We start from the raw sequence: 22,340 nt of genomic DNA on the forward strand, positions 1-22,340 counted from the left end.
TAATTCGCTTATGCCCATCGGACCGACCGAGACCGCGTTCCGGCGATCGGACACGGCGACCTGGACGCTCGTCGGAGTTTCCGTCGCCACCTTCATGCTGATGCTCGACCTGACCGTCGTGAATGTGGCGCTGCCGGATATCCGTTCGGCGTTCGACTCCTCGTTCTCGTCGCTGCAGTGGATTCTGGACGCCTACGCCCTCGGGCTGGCCGCGATCCTGCTCGCCGCGGGCTCGCTGGCCGACCGCATCGGGCGCCGCAAGGTCTTCAACATCGGGATGATCGTTTTCGCGGTGTCCTCGCTGGTGTGCGGGATCGCACCGAACGTCGAGGTGCTCATCGTCGGCCGGTTCGTGCAGGGACTCGGCGGGGCAATACTTTTCGCGGTCGGCCCGGCGCTGCTCGGCCACGAGTTCCGCGGCAAGGACCGCGGCATGGCCTTCGGCGTCTTCGGCGCGGTGACCGGCCTCGCGATCGCTTTCGGCCCGCTGATCGGCGGCGGCCTCACCGAATCCGCGGGCTGGCGTTGGATTTTCCTCATCAACGTGCCGCTCACGGTGGGTGCGCTCGCCACGGGCGTGCTGAAGATGCGCGAATCACGCAGCCACGCAACGCCACCCGTGGACTGGCTAGGCATGGTCACCTTCTCGACCGGGTTGTTCTTCCTGGTGCTCGGCCTGCTGCGGGGCCAGGAGGACGGCTGGGCCAGTGCGCGGATCATCATCTGCTTCGTGATCGCGGCGCTGCTGCTCGCCGGGTTCGCGAAAGTCCAGCTCGCGCGCCGGGGCCAAGCGATGTTCGACCTCAACCTGTTCCGTAACAACACCTTCGGCGGGTTGTCGGTCGTCACCGCGCTCTGTGCCTTCACCGTGATGCCCGCGCTGTTCCTGCTCATCTCCTACGTGCAGAACCAGCTCGGCTACTCCGCACTGGCCAGCGGCATCCGCTTCCTGCCGCTGACCCTGTTGCTGTTCGTGGCCGCCGCCATCGCCGGCGGTCTGGTCACCAAGCTCGCGCCCGCGGTCCTGGTCGGCACCTCACAGCTGCTGATCGCCGCGGGCCTGGCGGCGGTGGCGCTCACCGACGTCGACTCCGGCTGGACCGCACTGATTCCGGCGATGATCCTCATCGGGCTCGGCATGGGCATGTTCAGCCCACCGCGCGCCGCGCTCTCGATCGCGGTGACCATCCCGGACAAGGCGGGCATGGCCTCCGGGGTCAACGAGACCTTCCAGCAGGCCGGCCTTGCCATCGGTATCGCGGCGGTGGGCGCGTTCTTCCAGAACCGGGTCGACGACGCGTTCACCGACTCCGATGCCGTCCGAACCGCCCTGGGCGACAAGGCCGCCGAGGTCTCCGACGTGATCGCCGCGGGCGGCGGTGCGCAGGTGATCCCGGACGGCCCGCTGCGGGCCCTCGCGGACTCCGCGTACCTGTCCGGACTGCACCAGGCCATGCTGCTGACCGCGGTGCTCGCCGCGATCTCCGGCGTGGTCGCCTTCGTCACGCTGCGCCGCGAGGACTTGAACGAGGCCGCGCTGGCCTCGCCCGGCATTCCTCCGGAGGACGACGCGACCCGCCCGCTGCCACTGCCCGAGCAGGCACGCCGAGCCGAGCCGCTGCGCGGCGAGCGCTGAACGGCCGGCGCGTGTATCTCGTAGCCGGACAGCGACGTCCGCACATCAGGCTGGCGATCTCCGGGACCTACTCGACCGGTAAGAGCACGACCACCGAGGCGCTCTCACTCGCCACCGGCATCCCGCGTACCCACGCGATGACCGCGCGCCAGCTGCTGATGGACATCGCGCCGGGCAAGACGCTCAACGAACTCAACTCGATCGAGCTGTTGCAGCTCGGACTGCGCCGCTTCGAGGAGCGGTTGCAGAACGAATCCGCAGGCGGCTCTTTCGTTTCCGACGGCTCGGTGGTGCACGAGTGGGTGTACGGCACGGCGCGCCTGCGGGTCGGTATCAATCCCGGCGCACCGTGGCCTGCCCGGGTGCTGAAGTCAGTCGGCAGCATCGGCCGCAAAGGGCCCGTGCGCGACTACACCCAGATCTTCGGCGAGATCGTCAAGGAGCGGGCCACCACGCTGTACGACGCGTATGTCCATCTGCCGGTGGAGTTTCCGATGCACGCCGACGGGCATCGCCCGGTCTCCGAGTCGTTCCGGAAGCTGTCCGATCAATCCCTGCTCGAGGTGATCCGAGGTCTCGGCATCCCGTACGAGGTGGTCGGCGGCAGCGTGCACGAACGGATCGACAAGATCATCGAGTTGTTCGATCTCGATATCGTCATGCCGATCGAGGAGGCCATCGCGGAGGCGCATCGCCGAGTCGGGGCCACCATCAAGGTGATCGAGAACGACGCGCGCTACCAGGCCGCCCAGCGCAAGAAGTCGATGGGCCAGCGGGTCAAGAACGCCATGCGGTACTGAACGCACCGCGACACAGCTGTGGGGCCCGGAGCGCATTCGCTCCGGGCCCCACATTTGCCTTACCCCGCAATGATTTACGGGATGGTCAGTACCTGGCCGGGGTTGATCAGATCCGGGTTGTCGATCCCGCTCGCGTTCGCGATCTCCTGGTAGCGGTTGCCGTCACCGTAGAAGCGCTCGGCGATCGCCCACAGGGTGTCGCCCGGCTCGACCGTGTAGGTGCGCACCTCGGGGGCAGGCGGCGGCACCTCCTCGGCGGCAGGCGCGGCCTCGGCGGCGGGCTCCGGGGCGGGCAGCGGGTTGTCGGTCTTGGTGTTCGACGCCCACAGCGCGCTGCCGTCCTTGCCGTACAGCACCACATTGCGGTCCGCCTGCACGACCAGGCGGTCCGCGTCACCCTTGCCATTGGTCTCGGTGGACCAGGCCGCACCCTCGCCCTTGTACAGGACGAAGTTGCCATCGGACTGCAGGGTGGCGCGCTCCACACCCTGGTTGTGAGTCAGTGTGGACCACACAACATTTCCGTCCGGCTCGGACAGCACAAGGTTGCCGTCGCTCTGCAGGGTGAGGCTGTACGCACCTCCCTGCAGGGACTGGCCCAGTCCGAGTTCTTCGCCAACGCGCAGCGTGTCGCCCACGGTTCTTCCTTTCGAAGGTTTTGAAGAGCATCCGACATCGACGCCCGCCGTCCACACCAAGCGCGCATCTAGGCCGAAGATACTGCTCGAGTGGGAGTTACGGAGGTATTACGCGCATGGTTCGCCGAAAGTTCACTGTGGGGTGCGTCCTATTGCAGTCTCTCGTGCGGTATGCGATGGTCGAGCGCGAGCGCGCCGACATCCGCACCCACCACTAGGGTTGTGCCATGACTCGGATGTCCGGCGGCCGCAGCGCCGCAACTGTCGCCATCGTGCTCGGCTGCCTGGTGGCCGCGGCGTGTGGCAATTCGGATGATGGTGCGGCACAACCGAAGACCAGCACGACGAGCAGCGCGGCGCCGAGCACGCCGACCGAGGACGCCGGCAGCGATCGCGGCCGCGAACTCACCGCCGATCCGACCATCGTCGGGGCGAGGCCGATCCCGTTCACCTCGTGGACGCGCCTGGCCGACGATCGGATCGCGGTCAACTTCCAGACCGGCTCGCCGGAGTGCTACGGCGTGGACGCCACTGTGCGCGAGACCGATTCGACCGTCACCGTCGAGCTGCGCTCGGGCTCCCGGGCCGATGCCACCGGCCGGATGTGCACGATGATCGCCGTGTTCGCCTCGCTCGACCTGCAACTGAAGTCACCACTGGGCAACCGGCAGGTACTCAGCGCGGTGTAGTGAGCGCCCGCGCTACGGGGCAGGTTCGCCGATCTCGGCGCCGAGCGCGGCGAACTCGGGATAGCTACCGGCTTGCGGGGCGCCCCAGGTCTGCTGAGCCATGACCCGCAACGGCTCGGTGATGGCGGCGGCGATCTCGTCGGGCGTACGCACCGTCGGGTCGTCGCACCACACGAACAGCCCCGAACCCAGGTGGTTCGCGCTCTGCTGTGGGTCCAGACGGCTGCCGTCGACGAACAGCGACGGATCCCACAGGTGATAGGTGGCGGGCGCGGGCACGTTGCCCGCCGCCACCGGCCCACCCGCGACGAAGTAGGCAGGGGTGATCGCGGCGTTGCGCACCTCGTGCCCGGCCGCGACGAGATCGGCTGGGCTGCGCGCGTTTCCGAAGTACGGCAGCGGCAGCTGCGGTATGCCCGCCCGGCTCCAGTAGTCGATCACGATGTCGGTACCGATGGCCAGGGTGCCCGCGCCGACGTGCAGTCCGTCGTTCCAGATGCGCGGCCGCTTGCCGTGCGCCCTGACGATATCCGCGCCCCAGTTGATCAGGCCGAGGAAGGCGTCCACCGGCTGGGCGGCGGGCCCGTATGTCGCGCGGGCGAACGCACCGATCTGCGGGTAGTCGTCGTAGCTCGCGAGCTGCGCGCCGTCGAGCAGGAACTCGTCGGCGCCGAGATGCCAGTAGCGGCCGGGGAACAGCGGAAGGAACTCTTCCAGGATGTCGCGCATCAGGTCATAGCCGCGCGGGTCGGTGATGTCGATCGCCGCCTCGGAGACCTTGCCCGCCGCGCTGCGCAGCTTCAGCTCGGGATGCGCGGCCAGTATGCCGTTCATATGACCGGGGAAGTCCACCTCGGGCACGATCTCGACCTGGTACCGGGCCGCGTACTCGACCAGATCGCGGATGTCCTGCTTCGAATAGTGTTGCGCGGCGGTGATTTCCGGATGCCGCGCACTCTCGAGCCGAAATCCGAAGGTGTCGGACAGGTGCAGGTGCAGCAGGTTGAGCTTCAGCTGGCCCATTCGCCGGATCTGCGCCCGCAACAGCGGCACCGGCATGAACTCGCGGCCGACGTCGAGCATGAGGCTGCGCTCGCGGTAGCGCGGCCAATCCGTCACGGTGCCACCGGGAATCGAGGTTTGCCCGCGCAGCATCTGCAGCACCGACCTGGTGGCGTAGAACGCACCGGCCGCGCCGGCGCCACGTAGCTCCAGCGTCGGACCGACCGTGATCCGGTATGCCTCAGGCGTTTCGGGGGCATCCGGGACCGGCCCGGTCGTCAGGACGATATCCCCCGCCCCGCCCGCCGTGCCGGGCTGCGCGACCACATCGCCGCCGGTGACGGCGCGCAGCGAGGTCGCGAAATCCGTTGCGGTATCGCGCAACGCGGCCTCGGCATACCACACCCGGGCCGGTGCGCCGGGGGTGAACGAGGTACCGCCGGGCCGCCAGGCCTGCACCGACGGCAATGTCCGCGGCGCGGCCGGTTCCGCCGCGGCCGGTGGCGCACCGCCGATCCCGAGCCCGGCCGCGACCAGCGCCGCGGCCACACCGGCAGCCATCATCCGCATCGACATGCCGCCCACTCTACGAAAGCGCACGCCCCGCGTGGGCGAATCACGAAGCGATTCGGCCGCACAGGCTGCGCGGGGCGTGCGATGGTCTCGGGTCAGTGCGCGAAGTGCCGCGAACCGGTCAGGTACAGCGTGACGCCCGCCTCCCGGGACAGGTCGATGGTCTCCTGATCGCGCACCGAACCGCCCGGCTGCACGATCGCCCGTACGCCCGCCTGGATGAGTTGCTGCGGCCCGTCCGGGAACGGAAAGAACGCGTCCGATGCCGCGACCGAGCCCTTGGCCCGATCACCCGCGCGCTGCACCGCCAACTGCACCGCGTCCACCCGGTTGACCTGCCCCATGCCGACGCCGACCGAGGCGCCGTCGTGTGCGAGCAGAATCGCGTTCGACTTCACCGCACGGCAGGCGCGCCAAGCGAATTCGAGATCGGCGAGGGTCTCGGCGTCGGCCGCCGGGCCCGCCACCAGGGTCCAGTTGGCCGGATCGTCGCCGGCGGCGTCGAGGATGTCGCGCTGCTGCAGCAGCGCGCCGCCGCTGATCGGACGCAGCTCGGCGCCCGCCCGGCGCGGCGGCTCGGCGACCAGGATGCGCACGTTCTTCTTGCGCTGCAACACCTCCACCGCGCCGTCGGCGTAGGCGGGGGCCACGATCACCTCGGTGAAGATCTCGGCGACCTGTTCGGCCAGCTCGACGGTGACCTCGCGGTTGACCGCGATCACCCCGCCGAACGCGCTGACCGGATCACAAGCGTGCGCCTTGCGGTGCGCCTCAGCGATATCGGCGCCGGTCGCGATGCCGCAGGGGTTGGCGTGCTTGATGATCGCCGCGGTCGGGGCAGTGTGGTCGTAGGCGGCGCGCCACGCGGCGTCGGCGTCGGTGTAGTTGTTGTACGACATCTCCTTGCCGTGCAGCTGCCGCGCCTGCGCGAGACCGGCACCCGCGCCTGCGTCGGTGTAGAGCGCCGCCGCCTGATGCGGGTTCTCGCCGTAGCGCAGCACCGCGGCGCGCTCCCAGGTGCCACCGAGCCAGCCGGGGAACTGCTCGCCCGCGTCGGCGGGCGCCTGCGCGACGCCGGGCACCAGCACCGAGGTCATCCAGCTCGCCACCGCGACGTCATAGCTCGCCGTATGCTGGAAAGCCTTGGCCGCCAAAGCGGTCCGCTCGGACAGGGTGAATCCGCCGGACTTCGCCGCGGCCAGCACCTGGTCGTAGTCGCCGGTGTCGACGACCACCGCGACGGAGGGATGATTCTTCGCCGCCGCACGCACCATCGAGGGCCCGCCGATGTCGATCTGCTCGACGCACTCGTCGGTGGTGGCACCGCTGGCGACGGTCGCGGTGAACGGATAGAGGTTCACCACCACCAGCTCGAACGCCGCGACGCCCAGCTCGGCCAGCTGATCGGCGTGCTCCTGCTTGCGCAGATCGGCGAGGATGCCCGCGTGCACCCGCGGATGCAGCGTCTTCACCCGCCCGTCGAGCGTCTCCGGGAAACCGGTGAGCTCCTCGACCTTGGTCACCGGGATGCCCGCGTCGGCGATCTTGCTCGCCGTCGAGCCGGTCGAGACCAGCTCAATGCCCGCGGCGTGCAAGCCGGTCGCGAGTTCGATGAGGCCGGTCTTGTCGTAGACACTCACCAAGGCCCGGCGGAGCGGCTTGCGCTCATGCTCGCTCATCAGGGATTACTGCCTTTCGTCCGTCGGAAACAATGCCCCGCGTCGCGACGGCGGCGACCACCTGCGCCAGCAACCGCCGCTCGACAACCTTGATGCGCTCGTGCAGGCTCGCCTCGTCGTCTTCGGGCAGCACCGACACGGCCTCCTGCGCGAGGATCGGGCCGGTGTCGACGCCCGCGTCGACCAGGTGCACGGTCGAGCCGGTGACCCGCACGCCGTAGGCGAGCGCGTCGCGCACCCCGTGCGCGCCGGCGAAGGCGGGCAGCAGCGCGGGATGGGTGTTGATGATCCGGCCGCCGAAGCGTCCGAGGAAGGCGGGGCCGAGGATCTTCATGAAGCCGGCGGAGACCACGAGGTCGGGGTGATACCCCGCGACCGCGTCGGTGAGCGCGGCGTCCCAGGCGGTGCGATCGGGAAAGGCCTTCAGCGCCACCTCGAAATGCGGAACGCCCGCCGCGTCGGCATGCGCGGTCGCCTGGCACGGCCGGTCGACACCGACCGCGACGATCCGGGCCGGGAAGTCGGCGGCGGCGGCCGCGTCGAGCAGCGCGCGCAGCAGCGATCCGGTGCCCGAGGCGAGCACGACTACGGTCGCCGGGGTCGCGGTGGGCGTCCACCGGACATGGGGCGATGCCAACGGGTCGGCGGCCGACGAAGGCGGCGGGACGGATGAGCTCAGGGCTCTACTCCTGCGGTCGATCGGACGGCGGTCGGAACGGCTCCGCCGGGTAGAGCCTAACGACCGTCTACCGGGTGACTTTCCGGCAGGTCCGCCTCGACCACCTCGGCGTCGACGATGTCCGGTGTGGTATTCGCGCCGGGGGCGCGGACCGTCTCGATGGCGGTCTGGTCTTCGACGAGTTCGCCGTCCAGCGCGTCGTCGTGGTCCTGGTAGTCGTCGTCGAGGTAGTCGCGGTCGTCGTCGGCGTAGTAGTCGTCTTCGTAGTAGTCGTCGGCGTAGTAGTAGTCGTTCTCGTCGTAGGGGTCGTCGTAGTCGGCGGGCGCGGTGCCCACCGGGACGAGAAACCAGCGCGCGAACGCCAAACCGGCGTAGCCGGGCACGGCCAGCCACGCGAAGGTGACGGCGGCGAAGATCGGCAGGTCGAGTCCGATCCGGCCGAAGGTGCCGAGTTCGCCGCCCGCCGCCGCGCCGAGCAGCACCAAGACCAGGGTGGCCGAGCCCGCGGAACACAGTGTCGCCCACGGCGCGCCGATCCGGTCGGTCGAGCGGCGCGCGAGATCGAGCCCGCCGAGCACCCCGATTCCCGCCGGGATCAACAGCAGCACCGGCCACCACGCGGGCGCCGGTCCGGTCGGCACCGCGACCATCAGCGGCAGCGCGGGAACCGGCCCACCGACCACCGCGAACAGACCGAACGATGCCGCGCCGATCTGCGCGGTGGCCCCGACCAGCACGCCGACGGCCTGCACCACCAGATTCGGCAGGTAGGCCAGCGAGAGCAGGGTCAGCCCGAGCACGCCCGCGAAGTTGCCCGCGGCCGCGTAGGTGTCCCCGACCCGGGAGACATGCAGCAGAAACGAGACGAGCGTGAGCACCGCGGCGCAGCCGAGCAGCCGCAGCACCGCGCGAAAAGCGCCGTACATACCGGAGATCGCCCATTCGGGCAGCCGCAGCAACGCGAAGACCTGCCGCCGGTTCGCGGCCGCGATGCCGCCGAGCGCCGCCATCAGATACAGCCCCGCGACCCAGGCGAACGCGGCGAGAGTGTTCGGCGGTTGCAGCGCGACGACACCGGAGGCATCCTCGGCGACCGCGAGACAGATGGCGGTGATCAGCAGGGGTCCGGCCATGGCGGCGCCGACGATCCAGCCGAGATCGGCTCGGGTGCTGCCCGGTTCGACCGCCCGCGCGCATTCGCGACCGGCCAGCCAGACCATGAGCGCGGTCGGCAGCAGCGGAAGCAGACCGAGCGAGGTCTTGCCGATCACCAGCGGAACCTGGTGCGCGCCAAGCCATCCCGCAGCGATCGCGCCCGAGGTACCGGCCAGATTGCTGCCCGAGGAGAGCAGGGCGGCCAGCATCAGCACGATGATCGTGGTGAGCGCGAACGTGGTGGGTCGCCCGGCGACCAGCACGAGGACTCTGGCCCGTTCCGGGGTCAGCGACAGAAACCCGGCACCTTCGGCGTCGGTGTGCTGTTGCGGCACACCGCGGGACTCAGCGGTCCTGCGCGCAAGGGAGTTCCTGGGGGCATTCATGACAATTCAGCGTGGCAGCTTCCCCGGCGCGAGCGGGTCAGGCGCGCCGCGAACTCGCGCCGGGAAGGACCGCTACCTGCTGTCTTGCTACTTGTTGTCTTCGGACGGCCGGAACGCCTGGGTAGCGTCGGCGGCCGGATCGCCGCTCTGCTCGCCGCCGAAGGGCTGCGCCTGCTGCGCGCCGGGCTGACTCGGCTGGCCGTAGTTCGACGCGCCGTACGGCGACTGCTGGGCAGGCTGCTGCGCCGCACCGAAGTGCTGGGTGGCGCCGTCCTCCTGGCGCGCCTGCGGCACGCTCGGCTGGCTCTGGCCATACGGCGAACCCTGCTGCGCCGCACCGTAACCCGCCTGCTGGCCGTACCCGGGCTGCTGGCCGTAGGCCTGGCCGGGCTGCTGGCCGTAGGCGGGCTGACTCGGCTGGCTCTGGCCATACGGCGAACCCTGCTGCGCCGCACCGTAACCCGTCTGCTGACCGTAAGGAGACTGCTGACCGTAGGGCTGCGCGGGCTGCTGCTGGCCGTAGCCCTGCTGCTGCCCATAACCGGGCTGGCTCTGCCCGAACGACGCGCCGGGCTGCTGCTGGCCGTACCCACCCTGGGCGTAGCCCTGCGTTGCGGGCGCGGCCGGACGCGGCGCGGGCGCCTTGACCACACCCGACTCGAACAGCACCGCGCCGATCGCCAGCGCGGCCTGCGCGAAGGCGAACACGAGCAGGATGTAGGCGCCCCACTTCAGCTCGACGCCGTCACTGAGCGTGAACGAGTGCAGCAGCAGCGCGAAGAAGCCCGCGGTCGATCCGGCCGCGGCCGCACCGGTCCAGTTCTGCTTGGGCAGCACCGACAGCGCGGCGAGCAGCCCGCCGAGCAGCAGGATGCCCAGCAGCGCGGCACCGGAGGCCTCGAACAGGCTGGCCGTCTCGCTCCCGGAGACCCGGGTGCCGCCGAAATCGACCGGCTTGGTGCCGACGAAGGGCACGAAGCCGAGCAGGAAGTTGATCACGCCGAGCGCGGCGACACCGACCACCAGGAAGAAGGGCAGACCCTTGGCCTCAGCACCGGACGCGCTCGCGCCCGCGGCGGCACCACCTGCCGTCGAACCGAGGCTTGCGGATGTGGATGGCGCGGGTGTGTTGTACCCGGAGCCCCCGGACGGGTATGACATGTCGTCGTCTCCTAGGTCGAGTCATACGTGGTCTGTGCTGGCTGGATCTTCTCTTGACGCTACTGCACTCGCCCGCCCGGGTCATCCTCACCTGACCGTCCGTCCGGCATGATTGATCGTTTCCGGACTGAACCGAACACGCGCCTGACTCGTATCCCCTACGCGGGCACCGCCCGCCACGCGACCCCCGATGCCGCACATGGTCGGTCAGGCCGCTCGGCTTCTGCCCAGGCCGAGCCCACCGCCATGCATGACGAAGGCCGCCCCCGAGCTCGGGAGGCGGCCTTCGTTCGTACTTCGCGTCGTCGATCAGACCTCGACGCTGGCCTTCTCCAGGATCTCGCGCGCCAGCGCGGCGGTCTCGGACGGCGTCTTGCCGACCTTCACGCCCGCGGCCTCCAGCGCGTCCTTCTTGGCCTGGGCGGTGCCCGCCGAGCCGGAGACGATGGCGCCCGCGTGACCCATGGTCTTGCCCTCGGGGGCGGTGAAGCCCGCGACGTAGCCGACGACCGGCTTGGTCACGTTGGCCTTGATGTAGGCCGCGGCCCGCTCCTCGGCGTCGCCGCCGATCTCGCCGATCATCACGATCAGCTTGGTCTCCGGGTCCTTCTCGAACGCCTCGATGGCGTCGATGTGGGTGGTGCCGATGACCGGGTCGCCGCCGATGCCGATGGCGGTGGAGAAGCCGAAATCACGCAGCTCGTACATCATCTGGTAGGTCAGGGTGCCCGACTTCGACACCAGGCCGACCGGGCCCTTGCCGGTGATGTTGGCCGGGGTGATGCCGACCAGCGCCTCGCCGGGGGTGATGATGCCGGGGCAGTTCGGGCCGATGATCCGGGTCTTGTTGCCCTTCTCCACGTTGTAGGCCCACGCGAACGCGGTGTCCTGCACCGGGATGCCCTCGGTGATGACCACGAGCAGCGGGATCTCCGCGTCGATGGCCTCGATGATGGCGTCTTTGGCGAACTTCGGCGGCACGAACGCGATGGAGACGTCGGCGCCGGTCTCCTTGATCGCCTCGGCGACGGTGCCGTACACCGGCAGCTCGACCGCGTTGCCGTCCTTATCGGTGTGCGCGACGGTGGTGCCCGCCTTGCGCGCGTTGACGCCGCCGACGACCTGAGTGCCCGCCTTGAGCATCAGCGCGGTGTGCTTGGTGCCCTCGCCGCCGGTGATGCCCTGGACGATGACCTTCGAATCCTTGTTGAGGAAGATAGACATTTCCGGGTTCCTTACTTGGCCGCTGCCAGTTCGGCGGCCTTGTCGGCGCCTTCGTCCATTGTCTGCGCGAGCGTGATCAGCGGATGCGCGGCATCGACGAGAATCTTGCGACCCTCGTCCACCTTGTTGCCGTCGAGCCGGACGACCAGCGGCTTGTTCGCCTCGGCGCCGAGGATCTCGAGCGCCTTGACAATGCCGTTGGCGACCGCGTCACAGGCGGTGATGCCACCGAAGACGTTCACGAACACGCTCTTGACCTGCGCGTCACCGAGGATGACGTCCAGACCCGCCGCCATCACCTCGGCCGAGGCGCCGCCACCGATGTCGAGGAAGTTGGCCGGCTTGACGCCGCCGTGGTTCTCACCCGCGTAGGCGACCACGTCGAGGGTGGACATGACCAGGCCCGCGCCGTTGCCGATGATGCCGACCTCGCCGTCGAGCTTGACGTAGTTGAGGTCGTTCTCCTTGGCCTTGAGCTCGAGCGGATCGGTCGCGTCCTTGTCCGCGAAGGCCTCGTGGTCGGCGTGGCGGAACTCGGCGTTCTCGTCCAGGGTGACCTTGCCGTCGAGCGCGAGGATCTCGTCCTGCGGGGTACGCACCAGCGGGTTGACCTCCACCAGAGTGGCGTCCTCCTTGACGAACACCTCCCACAGCTTCTGGATGGTCACGGCCGCGGCGTCGAGCACCTCGGCGGGCAGGTGGCCCTGCTCGGCGATCGAGCGGGCGAAGGCGAGATCGACGCCCTTGACGGCGTCGACGGGAACCTTGGCGAGGCGCTCGGGCTTGGTCGCGGCGACCTCTTCGATCTCCATGCCGCCTTCCACCGAGCACATGGCCAGGTAGGTGCGGTTGGACCGGTCCAGCAGGAAGGAGATGTAGTACTCCTCCGCGATGTCCTTGGCTTCGGCGACAAGGATCTTCTTGGTGATGTGGCCCTTGATATCCAGGCCGAGGATGTTCTGCGCGTGCGTGAACGCGTCGTCCGGGGTAGCGGCGTACTTGACGCCACCCGCCTTGCCGCGGCCACCGGCCTTGACCTGGGCCTTGACCATCACCGGCTTGCCGATTTCCGCCGCGATCGCGCGGGCGTCCTCGGCCGTGTCCGTGACGCGGCCCTCGGACGAAGGCACTCCGTGCTTAACGAAGAGCTCCTTCGCCTGATATTCGAAGAGATCCATGTACTCACCGTCTCGTCTGCGTTGTGATGACAACGTCTTTGTTGGCGGCCCGACGTCGGAAGCGGGTCGGGTCGGACTCTAATCAGTCACATGGACGGCCAATCGGCCACGTTCATCCTAAGTGGCGCAGGTCACGGGCCGATACGCGCGGCCGAAAAACCGCTGGCCAACGCTACTCACGAGTAGGTTGCTGACACCGCGCCAGGTAGACCCGCCGAACCCGCGCACACGGCCGGATCTACTACATGTCGTCGTCGAAAAGCCACGCCCGCGTGCCCAATGCACAGGTAGTTATTCCGTGCTGTTAGCGTGATCAATCTCACATGTTCGGACAGATGGGCCGCAGCGCTTGCGGACCCTGCAATCGTTTCGTTACCGTCAGTGCGGTCGATGTCACAGCACGGTCACGACTAGGAGGACGGCAAGCTTGATGCAGCACAGCGCTCCGCAGATGGAGAGCCGTTCCGCAGTTGACCCGTCGCAGCCGCTGATCAGCAGGCACCTCGGCCCCGCGAACATCTCCCGCTTCACGATGTGGCACAGCCGATGAACCATCGCTCCGCCTTTGCTTCCGAACATCGCGCCCGAACCGGTCATCGTTATCGCGACGACGAGCCCTCGGGTGCGCAGGCGACACCCAGTACGTCACGCGGTCCGTCGGTTGACCGGCAGCGCAACTCCCGTTTTGCCGCGCCCGCCGCGGCGCCGGTGGACTACAGCGCCCGCGAGAACTCCTGGTCGACCAACGATTCCTGGTCCCAGCAGGACGCGTGGACACCGCGGGACAGCTGGTCGCAGCAGGAGTCCTGGTCCGACGGTGCCGCCTGGAACTCGGGCGAATCCTGGAGTGCGGGTGCGGCCTGGAACTCCGGCGAGGCCTGGGCCGAGAAAGAGAACTGGGCACCCGAAGACGGCACCTGGGCACCGGAAGAATCCTGGGCGCCCGAGGCCGAGCCGCAGACCCCCGAGACTCCTGCCACGCCGACCGTGATCCCCGGCCGCCGCTCCGCCAAACGCGGTGGCGCACACCGGGTTCCCGCTCCGCCCGCCGCCCTCAAGGGTCGTGCCGCGGTGGCCGCGGTCGCCGCCGGTGCGGTGGTCGCCGCCGGACAGGCCGCGCTCGCCTCCCCGGACCAGCCGAGCCAGGCCGTCGACTACGAGGCCGCCGGGCAGATCCACGAGATCGCCGCCCAATCGGTCAGCGTCGCCGACCCCGCCGTCACCTCGCCGGTGTCCCCCCAGATCCTCAACCCCTCCGGGCCCAGCCACCTCGGCGACTTCAACGACATCCTGCAAAAGGGGCAGAAGTACGCCGAGGACATGGCCGCCGCGGAAGCCGCGAAGCTGCGCCCCCTGTTCACCAAGTTCGCCGCGGGTAACTTCACCTCCGGCTTCGGCGCCCGCTGGGGTGTCCAGCACCTCGGTATCGACGTCGCGGGCCCGATCGGCACCCCGATCGTCGCCGTCGCCGACGGCACCGTCATCGAGGCGGGCCCCGCGTCCGGCTTCGGCATGTGGGTGCGCCTGCTTCACGACGACGGCACCGTCACCATCTACGGCCACATCGACACCGCCACCGTCTCCCAGGGCCAGCGCGTCATGGCCGGCGACCAGATCGCCACCATCGGCAACCGCGGCTTCTCCACCGGCCCGCACTGCCACTTCGAGGTCTGGCTGAACGGCACCGACAAGATCGACCCGGTCCCGTGGCTCGCCACCCGCGGCATCAGCCTGGGCCCGCAGCGCGACTAGGGTTTACCGAGGTTGAGGCTCGCGGGATCCTCGCGAGGTTCTGAAGTGTTTGCAGGATCCAGCGTTTCCCGCAGGGCCTCGGGTCCTCGTCGAGCCGGGTAGCCCTCCCTTGTGCCCCGACAGTGTTAGGGCCTCCTGGCACGCCCGGCCACTCGCGGTGTCCCGCACCCCACCTCCCCCATAGCGACCGGGCTCCCTGCTACACCAGCCTGGGCCTGTGGTGAGATTCGGTTCTACTGCGGTCCGGCTCGCAGGATTCAGGAGTACTCACAGCATCCGAGCACACCCCCGCAACGCCCCAGAACCCTCGCAGAGCCCGGGTAGCCACGCCACATCCAGTGCGCCCAACAGCATTCAGACATCCAGCAGGTACCAGCCTGACCTGCAGTGAGATTCGATTCACCGCGGTCCGGACCCACAGGATTCAGGAATACTCACACCATCTCAACACACCCCCGCAACGCCCCAGAACCCCCGCAACGCCCGGGCAGTCACGCCACATCCAGTGCACCCGACAGCATTCAGACATCCAGCAGGTACCAGCCTGACCTGCAGTGAGATTCGATTCACCGCGGTCCGGACCCACAGGATTCAGGAATACTCACAGCATCCCAACACACCCCCGCAACGCCCCAGAACCCTCGTAGAGCCCGGGCAGCCACGCCACATCCAGTGCACCCAACAGCGTTCAGACATCTCAGCACATCCGGGCCTCGCGGTGTCCGGAACACTCCCACAGAGCCAGCGTCCAAAGCGACCAGACTCCCCTGCAGCGCCAGGGCCTGGCAACGTCCGGCGCGTATGGCCCGGTCGGGACAGCTTCAGACGACGGCTCGCGCGCCCGCGAGTTCACTGTGGTCAATACTCGTTGCTAGACAACGAGGTTCGCCAAGCTTCGCGCGGAGACACGGGATACCCCACACGCCCGGCACTCGCGCCGCACCACGGCCCTCCACCACATCCAGCACCCCGACAACCAAGCACTCCGACCACGCCACGCACCCGGCAACGTCCCACGCTCGACCACCAGCGACGACGGCCGGACTCGCATCGCGCCACTCCCGGTCACCACGGCGCGTCGCACGGCGAGTCGTATTGGTCGGCTGATCACCAGGTAATAGTGGCGGTGACCTCTCGGGCGATGCCGCCACCATTACCTGCTGATCAACCGACCAGCTATGCAACACCGAAGTTCGTTGCCGGGTAACGAGGTTCACCAAGCGCTTCTCGCGGAGACACGGGGTACTCCCACACGCCAGGCGCTCTCACGCCACTAGGCAGTGTTGCGAAGTGGAGTGAGGGCGGGCTGGTGCCCGCCTTCATTGGTTTGGGAGCCATTGGTTGATGGTGGCGATGTGGATCGTGGCCAGGTAGCGGACGGCGAGTTGTCGAATCGCGTTGCTACGGCCCGGTTCTGCTTGCGCCGGTTGATGCCGCGTCCGACGGCGTTGCGGTCGCGGTAGATAGTGGTGTCGAATGCGGGTGGCTTGCCGCCGGATGAGCCGCGGTTGTGGCGGTGGGCGAGCTGATCGGCGGGGATTGCGATGGCGGCAGCGATGCCGTGTTGGCGAAGCCAGGCGCGGTTGGCGCGCGAGGAGTAGGCCTTGTCTGCCGGCACCCGATCCGGGCGGACTCGTGGCCTGCCGAGTCCGAGCCGGGGCACCGAGATAGCGTCGAGGACCGCGATGAACTGTGGACTGTCGCCGGCCTGACCGACGGTGAGCAGTACCGACAGCGGTTTGAGGCCTTGTTCGCAGGCCAGATGCAGCTTTGTCGTCCACCCACCCCGCGATCGTCCCAACGCGTGATCGGCGGGCTCGTTATCGGTGCCGCCGCGGCGAGCTCCGGCGGCGTGATGATGGGCTCGCATGATCGTGGAGTCCACGCTCACCTGCCAGCGGATGCCGCCAGCCGCGTCGGCGTAGGCCTGCAGCATCTTCAGGATCAACACCCAGCACCCGCCGCGCCGCCAACGCCGGACAACCCGTAGACCGCCTGCCACGATCTCACAGCGTCAGGGGCCCTCCACAACATCCAGTACCCCCGGCGACCGAGCACTCCGACCAGCTATGCGATGCCGAAGTTCGTTGCCGGGTAGCGAGGTTCGCTTGGGCGCAGAGTCTCGACCCCGAAGGGGATTGGAGATGCTTCTGCACGTCCGGCACTTCTCGCGATGCCGATACTCCCCGCAGTGTCCAGTGGATTTCACGGCGTCGGGCGTATTGCTCATGGCTCCTCGTAGCGTCCGGCATTCGCCCCGGAGTCCAGCGCCCCGTGGCCACCGGGCACCCGGCCGTGTCGAAACCCCACAACCTCCGGCACACCGTCGAAAGCACCGGTGAGGCCGGCGTTGCGTAGCTTCGGGTCACCACGGCGTGTCGCGCGGCGGGTCGTGTTGGTCGGTTGATCACCAGGTAATGGTGGCGGCGGCTTCTCGGGCGATGCCGCCACTATTACCTGGTGATCGGCTGACCAGGTTTTACGGGCGGTGGGGTGATGATGCGCACGTACTGTTCGGGGGTGGGTGGGGCTAGCGTCGGGGTATGGCAAGTACAACGACGTACACCCAGTTCATCGCGTTGCCAACGGATGTCGTGTGGGAGGTGGTGGGGGATCCCGCGCGGTGGGCGGAGTGGAATCCGGCGGTGTCCTCGGTCCGGCTGCACGGGCCGGTCGCGGCGGGCACGACGGGTGACTATCTGCCCAGGGGGCGGGTGTTCGAAGCGATGCACGGGCGGACCGCGCCGCCGTTCGTGATCAGCACCTATGTGCCCGGTCGGGCGCTGGCGATCGAGCAACCGGAACCGGCGGGGCGGATGCGGATGGCGTGGACGCTGACGCCTCGAGAAGGCGGCACCGAGATCGAGCAGCAGCTCACCTTCACCGGACCTTCGGCGGGGATCGCCAGGGCGGTAATCGGCTCGCTGCTGGAAACCGATGTGCGTGTCTGCTTCGCGCGACTGGCCCGCCTGGCGGGGCTCACCCCTGCGGCGAACGCGCTGACCGCCGTAATCGCCGGTGGCACCGGCGCATTGGGCAAGCACATCGCCGCCGACCTGACCTGCCGCGGGCATCGGGTGACGATTCTCACCAGGCGGCGCGATCCGGGCCTGCCGTTCACCCAGGTGGAATGGGACGGCAGGACGGTCGGCGATTGGGTTGCGGGCCTGCGCAATCCGGGCCGGACCGCCATCGTCAACCTGGCGGGCAAACTAGTCGATTGCCGACCGACGCCGCGCAATGTCGACCAATTGCGGCGCAGCCGAGTGGATTCCACTCGCGCGCTGGTCGACGCGGCCGCCACCCTGGCGCGACCGATCGACTACTGGGTGCAGGCAAGCACCACCGCGATCTGGTCGGACGCGGGCGAAACCCGATGCACCGAAACAACTCCGCTGCCGATCGGCCTCCCGCAGATGACCGGGGTGGCCGAGCCGTGGGAGCGGGCCTTCGACGGCGCGAATGCCACCCGGTCGACGGTGTTGCGCACCTCGATCGTGCTGGACCCGCAGGCTCCCGCGCTGAAACGGTTGAGCCAGTTGACGAAGGCGGGTCTCGGCGGCCGGGTAGGGCCCGGCGACCAGTGGTTCAGCTGGATCCACGTGACGGACTGGCTCGCCATCGTCCGCGCGGCCCTCGGCCTGGACCCAGCCGTCACACTGCCGAACGGAGTCCTGGTGGCCGCCACCGACTTTCCGGTGCGCAACCGCGACCTGATGGCCGCCCTACGCAGCCACCTACACCGCCCACCCGCACCGCCAACCCCCACCGCGATCCTGAAAGTCGGCGCGATATTCCTGCGCACCGACCCGGCCCTCGGACTCACCGGCAGGCACGCCACCTCGGCAATACTCCGCCAACACGGATTCGTCTTCCGCTACCCCACCCTGGACGAAGCACTAACAGGCCTCCTCCCCCGCTGACTCCCGAGCTCGAAGGGAGGGAAGCACCCTAGGGTGTGGCGTTGATCGCGAGGCCGATCAGCGCGACCACCTTGATCGCTTCCAGAGCGATGTACCAGTAGTGGGCGTGCGAGCGGGGAAGGTCGGCGCCGGCCAGGACCTGGTCGGTGCGTTTGCTGAGCGGAGGACGGACCAGCAGGATCTGTGCGGCCAGCAGAAGGGTGGCGAGGACCAGCCAGATCCAGGTGGCGGTCGTCGGGGCGACGATCGCCGCAGCGATCAGCAGGAGGGCGGCCAGCACCGCCTCCACGCTGTTCAGCGCGCGGAACACCAGTCGGCCGATGCCCAGGCCGAGCGGAATGGTGACGCCGGGCGCGCGGAATTTCAGCGGTGCCTCCAGGAACGAGATGGCCAGCACCATGCCCAGCCACAGCATCGGAAACAACCACAGGAGGTGCTGTGCGACCGTGTCCATGATCGGGACCATACCGCCGCCGCCGGGCCGAAAGACAGGGTCGAACGGCCATGCCGATCGACCCTGTCGCTCAGAGCTTGACGAGTGTCCTGCTGTATTGCGGGATGAGCCGGATCTTGCCCGCGGTGCCGAAATCGATGGTCACCGTGGCCAACGGGCCGAAGCCCTCGGCGGCGACCACCTTGCCGAGACCGTATTTGTCGTCGCTGACCCGGTCGCCCACGGCGAGCACCAGGTTCGCGTTGTTCTTGCCGACGGCGCCGGGCGCGGGGCGGCGCGGGCCGCGATCGGGCCGCATGCCCGGCCGCTCGGACCAGCCGTCGCCGCGCGTCCAGTCGCGTTCCATGCCGTCGCTGTCGCCGCGCCTGCGGATACCACGGCTCGCCGGTGACCCGGCGGGCTCCAGTCGCCGCCAATCGATCAGATGTCCCGGAATCTCTTGCAGGAAGCGCGATTCCGGATTGGACACCGGCTGCCCCCAGCCGGAGCGCACGACCGCGCGACTCAGGTACAGCCGCTTCCTGGCCCTGGTGATGCCGACGTAGGCGAGGCGGCGTTCCTCGGCCAGTTCGGTCGGGTCGCCGAGTGCCCGCATGTGCGGGAACTGGCCGTCTTCCCAACCGGTCACGAACACCACGGGGAACTCCAGCCCCTTGGCCGTGTGCAGGGTCATCATGGTGACCACGCCGCTGCCTTCGTCCGGGATCTGGTCGGTGTCGGCCACCAGCGAGACCCGCTCGAGGAAGGCGGCCAGCGATCCGGGGTCGGGCTCGCCCTCGCCGACCTCGGGCAACAGTCCCTCTTCCCGGGCGGCCTCGGCGTTGTTGTGCGCCTCGGAACTGAATTCCCTGGCGACGCTGACGAGTTCGTTGAGGTTGTCCAGGCGGGCGCCGTCCTGTGGATCGTCCGAGGCCTCCAGCTCGCCGCGGTAGCCCGTGCGCTCGAGCACCGCGTCGACCACGTTCCCGACGTCGGGGAAGTCCAGGTCCTCCTGTACGCCCGCCGCCCGGATCTCCTCGAGCAGGTCGAGGAAACCGGCGATCGCGCGCTGGGCCCTGGTGTTGAGTAGCGCCACCTTTCCGTCCGCCGCGTCCCGCAGCGCCGCCGCGAAACCGATGCCGCGCTGTTCGGCGTGCACGGCGACGCAGGCTTCGGCTCGGTCGCCGATGCCGCGCCGCGGCGTGTTGAGGATCCGGCGCAGGCTCACCGCGTCGTCGGGGTTCTCCAGCACCCGCAGGTACGCGACGATGTCGCGCACCTCCTTGCGCTCGTAGAACCGGACACCGCCGACCACCTTGTACGGCAGGCCCATCCGGATGAAGATCTCCTCCAGCGCGCGGGAGTTGTTGTTGGTCCGGTAGAACACCGCGACGTCGGCGTAGTTCGCTTCGCCCTGGTCGACCAGCCGGTCGATCTCGCGCGCCACGAAGGACGCCTCGTCGTGCTCGTTGTCGGCGACGTAACCGGTGATCAGATCGCCCTCGCCGGAATCGGTCCACAGCTTCTTGTCGCGCCGGTTCTCGTTGCGCGAGATCACCGCGTTGGCGGCGGAGAGAATGTGCTGGGTGGAGCGATAGTTCTGTTCCAGCAGAATCGTTTCCGCGTCCGGGAAGTCGCGCTCGAACTCCTCGATATTGCGGATGGTGGCACCGCGGAAGGCGTAGATCGACTGGTCGGCATCGCCCACCACGCACAGCTCGCTCGGCGGCGCCTGATCCTCGTCGCGCTCGGCCCGGTGATGTCCGACCAGTTCTCGCACCAGGACGTACTGCGCGTGATTGGTGTCCTGGTACTCGTCGACCAGCACATGCCGGAAGCGCCGCCGGTAGTACTCGGCGACCTGCGGATGGTTCTGCAGCAGCGCCACCGTCTCGCCGATCAGATCGTCGAAATCGAGTGCGTTGGCCGCGCGCAGCCGTCGCTGGTATTCGACGTAGACCCGGGCGACCAGACCGGGCAGTTCGGTTTCATCCGACTCGGCGTCCGCGGTGGCCTGCTGCGGCCCGATGAGCTCATTCTTGAGATTCGAGATCGCGGTCGCCAACAGACGCGCGGTGTATTTCTTCGTATCGATTTCGAAGTCGCGACTGATCATGGTGAGCAGTCGCCGCGAATCATCGGCATCGTAGATGGAGAAATTCGAATTCATGCCCGGCAGCAAGGCGGCCTGCATGCGCAATATTCGGACACAACTGGAGTGGAACGTCGACACCCACATGTTGTTCGCGCGCGGGCCGACCAGTCCGATCACGCGCTCGCGCATCTCGGCCGCAGCCTTGTTGGTGAACGTGATCGCGAGCACCTGGCCCGGCGTCACGCCGCGCGCCGCGAGCAAGTAGGCGATCCGGCGGGTGAGCACGGCGGTCTTGCCCGACCCGGCGCCCGCCACGATGAGCAGCGGGGCGCCACTGTGCACAACCGCGGCACGCTGCTGCGGATTGAGCCCGTCGAGCAGGCGCTCAGCCTCTTCGGCACGCCGACGCTCCCGCTCGACACGCCGTTGCTCCTGTTCGGCCACCGACGGCGGCGGTTCCGGAACCGGTGCTCGCACCGCACGCACCTCCTCGACAGCCGACCGCGATTCCTCGGCGCTAGCACCGGTGACCTGCGGGTTGTCAATCGAATCCGGCCGTGGGGCGCGACCGGCCTTGGTCTGGGGAGCCACCGTGATGTCCATCGCCCATCCACGCTACCGGCGCACACCGACAGAGTTGAAGTCCCGGGTTGTCCAGCGCCGGTTCGGGGCCTTGACGGCGAACGGAGCGTGCATCGGACGGGCGAGCGCCGAGCCGAAACCGTGTCCGGCTTCTCAGCAGATTCACAAAACCAAACGTTTTGCACAACCACGGGGTCGTGGCAGACTGGCCAGATGATCAGTGGTCCTGCGATACCCCCGTTTCGGTTAACAACCGGATATCGTGATCGCGGCACTTGTATCTGAGCGCACATCCTGGGGGGACAATTCGAAGGCCCTACCAGGTCTGTTTCACGGTGAAAGAACCGATCGGTAACGAGCCCGGCGCACCAGCCGATCCACGTTCTGACACGAGGAGATGAATGATGAGCACCCCCGCAACGACGACTGGGTCCGATTCGGCACTGCCGCAGAGCGACGCGGAGATCGACAAGCTCCGTAAGGAGATCGATCGCCTCGACGCGGAGATCCTTGCCGCCATCAAGCGCCGCACGGAGATCTCTCGGATCATCGGCCGGACGCGGATGGCCTCCGGTGGGCCCCGGCTCGTGCACAACCGGGAAATGAAGGTGCTGGAGCGGTTCAGCGAACTCGGCCAGGAAGGCCACACCCTCGCCATGCTGCTGCTGCGCCTCGGGCGCGGCCGGCTCGGTCACTGAACCAGCCGACGCCGCGAACAAGTCCTCCTCAGCCGCCACCGGCGGCCCCACAACCAT

General features: G+C 68.4%; 17 protein-coding genes. 6 read left to right on the forward strand and 11 right to left on the reverse strand.

Annotated features, from left to right (window positions below; genetic code table 11):
* The first annotated feature begins 10 nt into the window (after nucleotides 1–10).
* Together F5X71_RS31795 and F5X71_RS31800 are read left to right on the forward strand one after the other, a co-directional pair.
* Entirely contained in the window at nucleotides 11–1,636 is a 1,626-nt protein-coding gene (locus F5X71_RS31795; RefSeq protein ID WP_167465310.1) for an MFS transporter, read from the forward strand.
* A gap of 11 nt (nucleotides 1,637–1,647) precedes the next feature.
* Nucleotides 1,648–2,436 carry an AAA family ATPase gene (locus F5X71_RS31800; protein WP_167465311.1) on the forward strand — a complete coding sequence of 263 codons (789 nt, stop codon included), beginning with the start codon at nucleotides 1,648–1,650 and terminating at the stop codon, nucleotides 2,434–2,436.
* Between the two features lie 74 nt (nucleotides 2,437–2,510).
* Here F5X71_RS31800 and F5X71_RS31805 read toward each other — a convergent pair whose 3' ends face one another.
* Nucleotides 2,511–3,074, reverse strand: coding sequence for a LysM peptidoglycan-binding domain-containing protein (locus tag F5X71_RS31805; protein ID WP_167465312.1), 564 nt, complete (start codon nucleotides 3,072–3,074; stop codon nucleotides 2,511–2,513).
* A 227-nt stretch (nucleotides 3,075–3,301) separates the two neighbouring features.
* On the opposite strand from F5X71_RS31805, the gene F5X71_RS31810 reads away from it, so the two are divergent.
* A complete protein-coding gene (locus F5X71_RS31810; RefSeq protein ID WP_238815581.1) occupies nucleotides 3,302–3,763 on the forward strand; it encodes a hypothetical protein in 462 nt (153 codons plus the stop codon).
* A gap of 12 nt (nucleotides 3,764–3,775) precedes the next feature.
* Here F5X71_RS31810 and F5X71_RS31815 read toward each other — a convergent pair whose 3' ends face one another.
* The 7 genes from F5X71_RS31815 to sucC form a co-directional block, all read right to left on the reverse strand.
* Nucleotides 3,776–5,341, reverse strand: coding sequence for a family 20 glycosylhydrolase (locus tag F5X71_RS31815; protein ID WP_167465313.1), 1,566 nt, complete (start codon nucleotides 5,339–5,341; stop codon nucleotides 3,776–3,778).
* A 92-nt stretch (nucleotides 5,342–5,433) separates the two neighbouring features.
* Nucleotides 5,434–7,017, reverse strand: a complete 1,584-nt coding sequence (gene purH / locus F5X71_RS31820; protein ID WP_167465314.1) for a bifunctional phosphoribosylaminoimidazolecarboxamide formyltransferase/IMP cyclohydrolase — start codon at nucleotides 7,015–7,017, stop codon at nucleotides 5,434–5,436.
* A complete protein-coding gene (gene purN / locus F5X71_RS31825) occupies nucleotides 7,004–7,654 on the reverse strand; it encodes a phosphoribosylglycinamide formyltransferase (protein WP_167465315.1) in 651 nt (216 codons plus the stop codon). Before purN ends, purH begins: the two co-directional genes overlap by 14 nt.
* A 98-nt stretch (nucleotides 7,655–7,752) precedes the next feature.
* Nucleotides 7,753–9,237, reverse strand: coding sequence for a cell division protein PerM (locus F5X71_RS31830; protein ID WP_167465316.1), 1,485 nt, complete (start codon nucleotides 9,235–9,237; stop codon nucleotides 7,753–7,755).
* Nucleotides 9,238–9,324: 87 nt separating this feature from the next.
* Entirely contained in the window at nucleotides 9,325–10,398 is a 1,074-nt protein-coding gene (locus F5X71_RS31835; protein WP_167465317.1) for a DUF5336 domain-containing protein, read from the reverse strand.
* Nucleotides 10,399–10,707: 309 nt separating this feature from the next.
* Nucleotides 10,708–11,622, reverse strand: a complete 915-nt coding sequence (sucD, locus tag F5X71_RS31840) for a succinate--CoA ligase subunit alpha (RefSeq protein WP_042257652.1) — start codon at nucleotides 11,620–11,622, stop codon at nucleotides 10,708–10,710.
* An 11-nt stretch (nucleotides 11,623–11,633) separates the two neighbouring features.
* Nucleotides 11,634–12,800, reverse strand: a complete 1,167-nt coding sequence (gene sucC / locus F5X71_RS31845; RefSeq protein ID WP_167465318.1) for an ADP-forming succinate--CoA ligase subunit beta — start codon at nucleotides 12,798–12,800, stop codon at nucleotides 11,634–11,636.
* Nucleotides 12,801–13,346: 546 nt separating this feature from the next.
* On the opposite strand from sucC, the gene F5X71_RS31850 reads away from it, so the two are divergent.
* Nucleotides 13,347–14,552, forward strand: a complete 1,206-nt coding sequence (locus F5X71_RS31850; protein WP_167465319.1) for a M23 family metallopeptidase — start codon at nucleotides 13,347–13,349, stop codon at nucleotides 14,550–14,552.
* Nucleotides 14,553–15,825: 1,273 nt separating this feature from the next.
* On the opposite strand, the gene F5X71_RS31855 is transcribed toward F5X71_RS31850, so the two are convergent.
* A complete protein-coding gene (locus F5X71_RS31855) occupies nucleotides 15,826–16,503 on the reverse strand; it encodes an IS5 family transposase (RefSeq protein WP_238815582.1) in 678 nt (225 codons plus the stop codon).
* Nucleotides 16,504–17,095: 592 nt separating this feature from the next.
* Here F5X71_RS31855 and F5X71_RS31860 point away from each other — a divergent pair.
* Nucleotides 17,096–18,475 (forward strand): DUF1731 domain-containing protein, encoded by a 1,380-nt coding sequence (locus F5X71_RS31860; protein WP_167465320.1) that lies wholly within the window; start codon nucleotides 17,096–17,098, stop codon nucleotides 18,473–18,475.
* Between the two features lie 28 nt (nucleotides 18,476–18,503).
* Here the strand turns inward: F5X71_RS31860 and F5X71_RS31865 are convergent, their stop codons facing one another.
* Together F5X71_RS31865 and F5X71_RS31870 are read right to left on the reverse strand one after the other, a co-directional pair.
* Nucleotides 18,504–18,929: a hypothetical protein gene (locus tag F5X71_RS31865; protein ID WP_167465321.1), complete on the reverse strand. Its 426-nt coding sequence runs from the start codon at nucleotides 18,927–18,929 to the stop codon at nucleotides 18,504–18,506.
* Nucleotides 18,930–18,999: 70 nt separating this feature from the next.
* A complete protein-coding gene (locus tag F5X71_RS31870; protein WP_167465322.1) occupies nucleotides 19,000–21,606 on the reverse strand; it encodes a UvrD-helicase domain-containing protein in 2,607 nt (868 codons plus the stop codon).
* A 383-nt stretch (nucleotides 21,607–21,989) separates the two neighbouring features.
* On the opposite strand from F5X71_RS31870, the gene F5X71_RS31875 reads away from it, so the two are divergent.
* A complete protein-coding gene (locus F5X71_RS31875; protein ID WP_014988338.1) occupies nucleotides 21,990–22,283 on the forward strand; it encodes a chorismate mutase in 294 nt (97 codons plus the stop codon).
* Nucleotides 22,284–22,340: the final 57 nt, after the last annotated feature.

The sequence above is a fragment of the Nocardia brasiliensis genome (assembly GCF_011801125.1).
Taxonomy (GTDB): domain Bacteria; phylum Actinomycetota; class Actinomycetes; order Mycobacteriales; family Mycobacteriaceae; genus Nocardia; species Nocardia brasiliensis_C.

Excerpts from the sequence above, each read along its gene's own strand:
- F5X71_RS31795 (WP_167465310.1), top strand. The coding sequence starts at position 11 with ATGCCCATCGGACCGACCGAGACCGCGTTCCGGCGATCGGACACGGCG.
- F5X71_RS31810 (WP_238815581.1), top strand. The coding sequence starts at position 3,302 with ATGACTCGGATGTCCGGCGGCCGCAGCGCCGCAACTGTCGCCATCGTG.
- F5X71_RS31815 (WP_167465313.1), bottom strand. The coding sequence starts at position 5,341 with ATGTCGATGCGGATGATGGCTGCCGGTGTGGCCGCGGCGCTGGTCGCG.
- purH (WP_167465314.1), bottom strand. The coding sequence starts at position 7,017 with ATGAGCGAGCATGAGCGCAAGCCGCTCCGCCGGGCCTTGGTGAGTGTC.
- F5X71_RS31830 (WP_167465316.1), bottom strand. The coding sequence starts at position 9,237 with ATGAATGCCCCCAGGAACTCCCTTGCGCGCAGGACCGCTGAGTCCCGC.
- F5X71_RS31835 (WP_167465317.1), bottom strand. The coding sequence starts at position 10,398 with ATGTCATACCCGTCCGGGGGCTCCGGGTACAACACACCCGCGCCATCC.
- sucD (WP_042257652.1), bottom strand. The coding sequence starts at position 11,622 with ATGTCTATCTTCCTCAACAAGGATTCGAAGGTCATCGTCCAGGGCATC.
- sucC (WP_167465318.1), bottom strand. The coding sequence starts at position 12,800 with ATGGATCTCTTCGAATATCAGGCGAAGGAGCTCTTCGTTAAGCACGGA.
- F5X71_RS31850 (WP_167465319.1), top strand. The coding sequence starts at position 13,347 with ATGAACCATCGCTCCGCCTTTGCTTCCGAACATCGCGCCCGAACCGGT.
- F5X71_RS31860 (WP_167465320.1), top strand. The coding sequence starts at position 17,096 with ATGGCAAGTACAACGACGTACACCCAGTTCATCGCGTTGCCAACGGAT.
- F5X71_RS31865 (WP_167465321.1), bottom strand. The coding sequence starts at position 18,929 with ATGGACACGGTCGCACAGCACCTCCTGTGGTTGTTTCCGATGCTGTGG.
- F5X71_RS31870 (WP_167465322.1), bottom strand. The coding sequence starts at position 21,606 with ATGGACATCACGGTGGCTCCCCAGACCAAGGCCGGTCGCGCCCCACGG.
- F5X71_RS31875 (WP_014988338.1), top strand. The coding sequence starts at position 21,990 with ATGAGCACCCCCGCAACGACGACTGGGTCCGATTCGGCACTGCCGCAG.